Source organism: Kluyvera genomosp. 2, from assembly GCF_036759865.1.
Classification (GTDB): domain Bacteria; phylum Pseudomonadota; class Gammaproteobacteria; order Enterobacterales; family Enterobacteriaceae; genus Kluyvera; species Kluyvera ascorbata_B.
The window spans coordinates 80,985-90,131 of record NZ_JAPKIA010000005.1 but is presented as its reverse complement, the minus strand read 5'-3'; the positions used below and the strand labels follow the sequence as shown (position 1 = coordinate 90,131).

Here is a 9,147-nt window from a genome sequence, read left to right as displayed (position 1 = left end):
CTTCCAAATCTTTGCTGGTGGCATGCATCCTCGTCTCTACAGTATTGAAACGATGCCCCATAGCTTCCAAATCTTTGCTGGTGGCATGCATCCTCGTCTCTACAGTATTGAAACGATGCTCTAGACTAGGCTGCTCGCTTAAGTTTCCCAACTCAGCAATAAAATGATTGAAATACGGCCTCATTAGCTTAAACAATATTCTCCTTAATGGGTTCATTAAGAAGCGAGTGCGGGCACTGGATACACCACTAAGATAAAGTTCGTGTATATTCATGGAAAAAACCTTTACAAATAAAGTCTATGAGCGAGGTTATGCTTTAGATATGCTAAATTATAATCTCGCCAATTAATTTTCTGACATTCTGAAGCGGAAGTCTCGAAAATACGCTTGAGCGAATTTTCAATCTGATTAAGACAATATTTAAAGTTCAAGTCTTCCCTTGTGATCAACTGCGCGTTAAAGCCAATACGTTGACAATCAATTTCACCAACGCAAAAACTCCGCATGACAGAAGAAAGAGAGCCTGCATTTCGCTCTATTTTTAAAGAGTTAACATTGTGAATTAATCTCTCTGCGACTCCACACGTGCTTGTGATGATTGGGATGCACCCCCATGCTGCTGCCTCAACCGGTGCAAAACCGAAAGGTTCACGCTCCCAAGTGGGGAAAAGAAAAGCGTCAGATAGCTTGTAAATCTCCGATAATTCATCCTGCGTCCTCGATCCGCAAAATGTTACAGCATCGGCTACGTTTAAATGCTTTGATACATCAACGTAGTGCCCAACATTGCCATCGCCGTATATTTCAACGGTAAAATTCTTTATTCCCTGCGCCTTGAGTATGGCTGAAGCCTCCAATATTATTTCGATTCCTTTATGCGACTGAACCGCTCCAGCGGTGACAAATCTATAGTTACAGAACCGACTGTATTCCCGCCTATATATTTCCTTTTCAGTTTTAGCCCAACCAGGCACCAAGTCGATCTGATTGGAGAACTTAAATCCAGACAAGGACTCAATCTCATCTATCAGATGCTTACTCATCGAAATGATATTCCCCTTGTTATAAAGGTCACCACCGTAAGCATTAAAGATAGAAAGAGTGGATTGATCAATTCCACTTTGCAGCGTCTCAGGCATCCTATCCATCAAATGCATTAACCATGGAATTTGCCTTGCATTTAGAGCATCAACGATAGCCAATCCACCAACGCCAACCAAGTTAAATAAATAAACAACTTCTGGTTTAAAATCATTGATCGCGTCAAGAACTGCACAAGTGTTCGTGAAGTTACTGACCATTGATTCAAAATGAACAAGCTTTCTAGCAGATTCAGCTGAGCTGCTTACGGGCTGAAAGCTCCGCAATTGAAGGCGCCTCAATATGACACCCGTAGAGGCACAAGCACTGACATCGCTTTGCTCATGCCCCGCACTCGGTCGAACGTGAGAAGGTGAGGTTAGGACAACAACATCGTGCCCTTTGGTAACGAGTCCATCAACAATATTTTTACAGCCCAACTCATAACCGCCCAAGTAAAATGGTGGATAAAGATTTGAGATTACAAGGATTTTCATAAACCAAATACCTCCTTGTAAATAGCAGAAAGAGATTTTCCCACTGTCAAAAAGCTATAGTTATCAACCACATGATTTCTGGCTTCTAAACGAGCATCCTCTAGAGGCCATTTTCCGCTCATGTACTCATCAAATATTTTTGACAAGTCTGCGTGATTAGAAAATACACGCCCAACCCTATCATTGGGGACCATTTCCGGTAGTGAGCCAGCGTCCGACACAATTACAGGGAGACCACATGACATAGCTTCTAGCGTAGTAAGCCCCATTAACTCAGGCTTTTGAATTATGTTTCCGTAAATATCCTTGTGAGTGGAGCCTTGCAAGAAAATATCAGCTCCTTGATAGAGGGCAAGCAACTCTTCATCGCCAGCGTCTTGAACAAAATCGACCTTTTTCCCCTCAGATAAACGCCTAAGTAAATCAAAATAATCTTGGTCGTAAACTTTGCCCACTACTTTTAACTCAAGCTCGTAGGGTAATGCAGAAATTATTCTGTCAATTCCCTTATGCGGCAAGATTCGACTTACACAGATCCCATATTTTTTAAATCTATTTTGTGCTTCACAAGGCGAAAAATATTCAGTATCGACAGGCCCAATAAGAACACTGGTTTCACCAGAATAACTGGTTGACGTCAAGGAATTCGCATATTTAGAAATTGCAATCACCCTATTTGCGAGTTCTAAACCTTTGCCCGAAAGCATCAAGTTACTGCTACCACCGCCAAGATCTGTAATTACGAACGGAATTCCTAGTGAAGCAGCAACAACTGCACAGTACTCACCAAACTGGGTTAGGCCTTGATGTATGTGAAGAACATCAAGACCTTCGAGATGTTTCCATAGCTGATTTGGAATGTAATTCATATTCCCAGGAGTCGGGGAAATATTATTCAACAACTGTATGACGACTCCATCCCGAGTAATTGTTCCACTGTTATCAGATATCGATATCACACTCTGATTAATTTTTATTTCTGCAGTACGGTTTGCCTCTCTAACCGCCTCTACGAGGTTATATACATAACGCTCACCCCCACCAACAACCGAGTCTTCTGAAAAATACGTCGGTGTCAAGTGGCATACATTAAGAACTTTAGCATTCATGGTTTCATACTGGTAAGAAATCGGATTTTAGATATCTTGCAAGCTCGTACATTAAATGCCGGCTAGTATTAACGATCAAAGTAATGTCTGCAAACATCTTCTGGCAAGCCCTCAAGCTTTACCTTTCCGTGCTCCAACCAAATTACTTTATTACAAACAGAAAGAATCAAATCCTTCGAATGCGAGGCTAGCACAAGTATCCTAGTCGCCTCGACGAGACTCTTCATTCTCTCCTCTGCTTTGTGTTTAAATCCCTCATCCCCAACTGATAGCCACTCATCCATCAATAAAATATCTGGGCGTATAATTGTCGAAATGGTGAAGGCCAGTCTCATATGCATACCCGTTGAATAGGTTCTCAAAGGCATATCGATAAACTCTCCAAGTTCTGAAAATTCTACGATTTCATCGAATCGAGATTCAATTTCTCGTCTCGTCATCCCAAGCAAGGCGCCACGTATGTAAACATTCTCTCGGCCAGTTGCTTCCGGATCGATTCCGAGTGAAATATCGATTAAGGATCCAACCTTTCCCTCTACAGAGATCAACCCACTAGTTGGATGATAAATCCCCCCCAGCAGTCTTAAAAAAGTACTTTTCCCAGCACCGTTGTGCCCTAATAAGCCAACGCGATCTCCATCAGAAAAGCTCATATTAAGACCTGACAACGCCTCGATTACTACGCGGCCATCAGCGCCGGAAGCAATCCGACCGCCTGTAGCGATCTGAAACATTTTTTTCTTCAATGACCTAGCGTTTGCGTTGTAGACGGGAAAGGCAATTGATACGTTATCCAGTTTAATTAAAGACATAATCTCACAACCAATACGCTATTCTTCGCTTGAATTTTCCAAAAACAAGCATTGTCAAAATCCATCCAATTGCACAAAAAACTAATGAGAACACCCAATTTTCCAATAGAGGTAATTGCCCCAATAGCGGAGCTCGCACAAGTTCGATCGTGTGATATGCAGGATTAAGCGACAGCAATAAAAATGACGCCCTCTCAGACAATTGGGATGGCATCCAAATTATTGGCGTCAAAAAATAGGCAACCTGAATAAGGCTCATTACGATCTGAGGCAAATCCCTGTAGCGCGTGCAAATCACTCCCAGTATCAGCGCCATCCACGCCACATTTGCAATTAAAAGAAACAATCCTGGTATAGCAATAATTGCAGACCATTCAAAATATTTGCCTATCACGACAAACAATATGGGCACAATCAATAGATTGTGACCAAGTATAATTATATTTCTCCAAACAACTCTTGCTATATGCAAAGCCAAGGGCAAAGGCATTTGCTTAATTACGCCCTCTGCATTCACAAAACCTAGGCACCCTTCATTTATTACAGAAGTAATAAATGACCAGATGATCATTCCAATCGCCAAAAAAGGAAGATACTCCGCAATAGGCGACTTGAAAATATGCCCAAAGACCAACCCGATAGACCCGATCATGACTCCCATGCTGATAGTCAGCCAAAAGGGCCCCAGTGCAGATCTCCGGTATCTTTGTTTTACATCCTGCCATCCTAATATTCCAATTAGGCTCCAGTTTTCGAAAGAGCCCACCAGATCATTTTTGGCGATAGATAAAGCCAAATTCATTAGTTCAACCTAATTTTTCTTTAAAATATTCGATTGTCTGCTTGAGGCCACTCGCCAAGTCTATTCTCGGCTCCCAACTTAATTCTGATTTCGCGAGCTCAATATCTGGTTGCCGCTGTTTAGGATCATCTTGTGGAAGTGGCATCATGACCAATTTTGATTTTCCGCCTATCATTTTTAATACGGTCTCTGCGAGCTCGCGGATCGTGAACTCCCCTGGATTTCCTAGATTCACTGGACCAGTCAGTTCTTTCGGGCTTGCCATCATCCTTACAAAACCCTCGATCAAATCGTCGACGTAGCAAAAGCTTCTGGTTTGGGAGCCGTCACCGTAAATCGTGATGTCTTCACCTCGCAGGGCCTGAACGATGAAGTTACTCACCACCCGCCCGTCATTTGGGTGCATTCTTGGACCATAGGTGTTGAAAATGCGTACAACCTTGATCTCTAACGCATGCTGTCGGTGGTAATCAAAAAACAAGGTTTCCGCGCAACGCTTGCCTTCGTCGTAACAAGAACGGATACCGATGGGATTGACACGCCCCCAATAGCTTTCTTTTTGCGGGTGCACTTCGGGGTCACCGTAAACCTCACTGGTTGAGGCTTGGAATATCTTCGCTTTGGTGCGCTTTGCCAAGCCGAGCATATTGATGGCGCCATGTACGCTGGTTTTTGTTGTCTGCACCGGGTCCCATTGATAGTGGACAGGGGATGCAGGGCAGGCCAAGTTGTAAATTTCGTCCACTTCAACGTAAAGCGGGAAAGTTACGTCGTGGCGCATCAACTCAAAGTGCGGATTGCCGATTAGGTGCGCAACATTATCTTTTGTGCCACTGTAAAAGTTATCGACACAGAGCACATCGCATCCGTCATTCAGCAGACGCTCGCAGAGATGAGATCCCAAAAAGCCGGCGCCACCCGTCACCAGAACTCGTTTTCTATTAGAAACACGCACGCAAACCTCCGCTTATTAAGCAATAACGCAGATTTTAGCCTGCGGGGGGGGGGTACGTCAAGGGTGAGAGCGTGAACATTTTGTTAAATTTCACCCAGTTTTTTGAGACCCGCATTGAGTACCGTTTCCAGATATTCACTGCTCATTCCTGCGATTTTTTGCTTCCGTCTTACGCTCGCCTTGCGTGAAGTCTCGGCCCTGAGCATGTTCAGCCCCATGTGCCGGATGCACGCCAAAATCTCTGCGGCATCACCGCGATAAATCGGGCAATCATCCTCGCCCATCGTGACGTCCAGCACCCAGTGCAGGCTATTTTCGATGGCCCAGTGCCCACGCACCGCTCGCGCAAACTCATCCTGCACCAACGCTTTGGAACTGATGAAATAACGCTGCTCTATGGTAATTTTTTGCATATTTTCAACGCGATAGGAGATGGCCACGCCAATGCTGTGCAACTGTTTCCAATGAGGAAACTGGGCGGCCAACTCGCCCGCCGCCATGACATGGTACTCACGACCATCGATGCGGCCATGAGCCTTCTCAAGCGTCATCGTCTCTGCGCATAACGGGGTGGCCGCCAGCGGGGCGAGGGCCTGTCGAACCGCCTCGAACAACTTGGGTTGGTTGCCTTTGACGGCCAATAAGTAATCGCCACCTTGCTGAAGGATGGTCTCGGCGATCTCGGTCTGGCACCCCATCGCATCGATGGATACCAGGCAGCCTTTGATGTCGAGCAGCGCCAGCAACTCGGGAATAGCGGTAATTTCATTGGACTTGGCGTCGGTTTTTATCTGTCCGAGCACCAGCTTATTGGCGGCGGCATAGGCACTGACCATGTGAATGGTCGACGTTCGATCCTCACGGTCATAGGAACTGCGCAGGGTTTTGCCATCGATAGCGACCAGGGCGCCATCGGTGTGCTGGTTAATGGCTTGAGTCCACCGCACAAAGGCGGCCTGAAACGGCTCTGGTTTGATGCCGGAGATGATCCTGGCAATGGTGTCATGGACAGGAATGCCGTTTTTAAACAGTCCCTTGGATTGAAACCAGGGAAGATGAACCTCGCCGAAATCCTCAATATCTTCCCAGCCCTCAGCCCCGCCGATCACGGCACAGACGGTGAGAAACAGGACATCGTAGAAGGGATAATAAATCTTGGCATGCTGGCGAGGGTCGTGAATATTGTCGAAGAACTGAGCGAAAACGGCATCAATAGACATGAGAGCACTCCTGAAAAGGAGCATGAGATCACAGCCGGATCACCAGGTCAAATTTCAGGGTGAGGATGTGAGCAAATTGTTAACTATGGAAATCATGGAAATTATCATTTTTTGGATTTCATGCGCATTTTTTGAGCTGAAATGACGTGCAGTGACGATTAAAAAGTGTGAAGGCGATCCTGACTATAAAGTTAACTGCATATCACAGGCCTATAAGTATCTGTTTTGTAGGCAAAAAACTATTTTTAATTTTTAACAAAATGTTCACGATCTCGCCCTGGGGGTACGTCACCCTTTCTGCATGCTTTCGCCATCATCTATGCGCACCACTGCGCTCACAGGCGTCCCGTAGGCGTAGGCCAAGGCCTCCGCTTTCCTTCGGCGAACCAGACCCGGCAGACGTTTCCCAGCCGACCACACCCATTTCATCAACTCAGCAGGGGCGCCTTCGTGTTCGCCACGGTTCACCTTCCGCCGCAGGGTCGAGCGCTGCAGCGCTCCGGCCCCAAGGTTGAAGGTGAAAGACACCAAGGCATCGAACTGCCCGTCCGTCAGAGGCACGGAGATGAGCCGTAGCACGGCTCGCTCGGCGATCCCGACGTCCTTGCGCAGAAGCTCGGTGGCCTCGGCAGGCGTAATACCCGTAGCGAACCGGTCCTTTTCATGTGCCAGCACCACATGGCCGTAGCCGATCGTCAGATAGCCGGCCGGGCAAATGTAGATCTTCGGGCTAAAACCCTCAAACCGTTTGATTAGGTTCAACCCTACTTCGGTGACGTGACGCATCAGCCACCCCTGCGCATCTTGCTGATCTGACGGCTGCCGAACCAAAAGGACATCACGGCGGCAAATAGCGCTTGGGTCTCGTCGTCCCAGGTGACCTGCAAAGCAGCCGTCAGTGTGATCCCATCGGCTTGCAGCATCGTGAGCAACGCCGAAACCTTCACCAAGGCGAAGACCAGGAAGAAGGCATAGGTGATGACCGGGCGCACCGAGGCCTGCAATGCCTCGACCCAGGGTAAGCCTGTGGGGTGGTTGGCGTAGCTGTACAGTGATTGGCTCTCGGCAACATCCGCCGCAATTTGGATTTCCTCCAGCCGTTGGGTATGCCCCAGCCGCTGCTGCTCCATCTGACGATCCAGGATGGCGAGCTCGTGCTTACGATCCTGGCTGTCGCGAAACAGCTTGAGGAATTCCGGGAAGGTGCTGCTGAGAAAGCCCAGCAGTGATCCGAGCAAGGTCAGCATGATCAGTGGCCTCCACCGAAGAGTTTCAGCTTGATCAGCGCACCGGCGACCAAGGCCAAGATGAAGCCGGTGGTCACCATGCGTATCAACGTCTGCCAGGCCGTGTGCTTGGCGGTATTGAAGGCCTCGAGCAGTCCACGCAGCTCACGGATGTCAGCAGCAGCACTTTCGCCATCCAGACCTACATCGGTCATGGCGCGCTTGGCGCCACGCTCAGCTGCGTCTTCGATCAATCGCTCAAATTCATCCAGCGGCATGGATACCCAACCGTCTCGCGTGGTCGGTGTCATCGGTGTATTCATTGCGGTCTCCAGAAACAAGAAACCCCGCACGAGGGCGGGGTTGGGTGGGGTGAAGAGATGTATGGATCAGGGCGCAGCAGGGATAACCAGTGCGGTCTTTCGGGCGGGCTGCTTGGTGTGCCCGGCTTTGGCTTTGCCAGACTTCCCGGCGGAGAGCTCCACAGTTGTTGTCCAGCTCTGCCCGGCTAACTGGTGGGTCACCGACTCGATCAGGTAGGCGCCATCAGCCTCCTGCTTGAAGCCTTTGAGCGCGACCGATTTCTCGGCAGCAAAGTCGGCGCGCCCACGCAAGGTCAGACTGCCCGTGGCGGTTTGCCGGTTCATGCCGGCCAGTTTGGCTCTGGCCGCCGCCTTGGCAGCGCTGGGGTTGGGGTAGATGTGCCGGTCGGTGTGAACTGCAGTACTCGAACCCGTTGGTGCATCCGGGTTCGGGATCACGATGTCGATTTTCTGGCCGGTCTTGCTGTCGTGCGCGCGTGCCTTGACCGACGCTACGCTTCCGCGATCCGGGAAGGTCAATCGGTAGCTGCTGATGGCAGTAGGCTCCAACTGGATCACCGGCAGGCTTTTGCCAGAGGCGGTTTTGCCATCGGCGCGCGGCAGCACCAGCAACTTGCGCTCCTTTAGGGTGGCGGTTGCGTTGTATTGGCGGGCCAGGCGGGTGAGGAAGTTGAGGTCGGACTCCCCAACTTGGTCGGCTCGGGGAACATTCGTTTGGATGGAGCACACCGCTTGCCAGCCGTTGCGCGCAGCCACTTCCTTGACGATCTGCGACAGCGGCACCTGCTCCCAGGCATGCTGGCGGGCATTCTTGGCAGCGCCTGCCATGTCTGCAGGCTTGCCCCGGATGACGAGGGTGCGGGGCGGGCCGGAGAGCTCGATCTCATCAACTGTGAAAGCGCCCATGAAACTCAAACCCTGCCCCTCCCAACCCAATGAAATGTGCAGCACGGCACCCTTTTTGGGGAAGGCGATGCGATCGTCCCGATCGTCCAGGCGAATCTCGCATTCGTCCGACTGCAGCCCCGCCCGGTCGGTCAGTTCCAGACTGAGCAAGCGGTCTTTGAGCAGGTCGGTGATGTCCTGCGCGTTGGCAATGACCTGAAAGATGGCGCGCATGGG

The 9,147-nt window shown here is 49.2% G+C and carries 11 protein-coding genes; all 11 read right to left on the bottom strand.

The annotated features are described in order from the left end of the window. The coding region (locus tag V6942_RS06705; protein WP_333501010.1) for a hypothetical protein at positions 1 to 274 on the bottom strand (274 nt) is incomplete at its 3' end. An 11-nt stretch (positions 275 to 285) separates the two neighbouring features. Next, a complete protein-coding gene (locus V6942_RS06700; RefSeq protein WP_333501009.1) occupies positions 286 to 1,578 on the bottom strand; it encodes a glycosyltransferase family 4 protein in 1,293 nt (430 codons plus the stop codon). Next, positions 1,575 to 2,687, bottom strand: coding sequence for a glycosyltransferase family 4 protein (locus tag V6942_RS06695; RefSeq protein WP_333501008.1), 1,113 nt, complete (start codon positions 2,685 to 2,687; stop codon positions 1,575 to 1,577). The genes V6942_RS06700 and V6942_RS06695 overlap by 4 nt, the downstream gene beginning before the upstream one ends. A gap of 68 nt (positions 2,688 to 2,755) precedes the next feature. After that, complete coding sequence (locus V6942_RS06690; protein WP_333501007.1) at positions 2,756 to 3,499, bottom strand: ABC transporter ATP-binding protein; 744 nt, start codon at positions 3,497 to 3,499, stop codon at positions 2,756 to 2,758. A gap of 4 nt (positions 3,500 to 3,503) precedes the next feature. Next, the gene (locus V6942_RS06685; RefSeq protein ID WP_333501006.1) at positions 3,504 to 4,301 is read right to left on the bottom strand and encodes an ABC transporter permease; all 798 of its coding nucleotides are present in this window, start codon (positions 4,299 to 4,301) and stop codon (positions 3,504 to 3,506) included. A gap of 4 nt (positions 4,302 to 4,305) precedes the next feature. Next, complete coding sequence (locus tag V6942_RS06680; RefSeq protein ID WP_333501005.1) at positions 4,306 to 5,256, bottom strand: UDP-glucuronic acid decarboxylase family protein; 951 nt, start codon at positions 5,254 to 5,256, stop codon at positions 4,306 to 4,308. Between the two features lie 83 nt (positions 5,257 to 5,339). Further along, on the bottom strand, positions 5,340 to 6,476 hold the full coding sequence (locus tag V6942_RS06675) for an ISAs1-like element ISAs12 family transposase (protein ID WP_021141311.1): 1,137 nt from the start codon (positions 6,474 to 6,476) through the stop codon (positions 5,340 to 5,342). Between the two features lie 288 nt (positions 6,477 to 6,764). Next, the gene (locus V6942_RS06670; protein WP_333501004.1) at positions 6,765 to 7,262 is read right to left on the bottom strand and encodes a lysozyme; all 498 of its coding nucleotides are present in this window, start codon (positions 7,260 to 7,262) and stop codon (positions 6,765 to 6,767) included. Continuing rightward, positions 7,262 to 7,723: a hypothetical protein gene (locus V6942_RS06665; RefSeq protein ID WP_333501003.1), complete on the bottom strand. Its 462-nt coding sequence runs from the start codon at positions 7,721 to 7,723 to the stop codon at positions 7,262 to 7,264. Before V6942_RS06665 ends, V6942_RS06670 begins: the two co-directional genes overlap by 1 nt. Before the next feature lie 2 nt (positions 7,724 to 7,725). Next, the gene (locus V6942_RS06660; protein ID WP_333501002.1) at positions 7,726 to 8,025 is read right to left on the bottom strand and encodes a DUF6127 family protein; all 300 of its coding nucleotides are present in this window, start codon (positions 8,023 to 8,025) and stop codon (positions 7,726 to 7,728) included. A gap of 66 nt (positions 8,026 to 8,091) precedes the next feature. Beyond that, on the bottom strand, positions 8,092 to 9,144 hold the full coding sequence (locus V6942_RS06655; RefSeq protein WP_333501001.1) for a phage late control D family protein: 1,053 nt from the start codon (positions 9,142 to 9,144) through the stop codon (positions 8,092 to 8,094). Between the last annotated feature and the right edge of the window lie 3 nt (positions 9,145 to 9,147).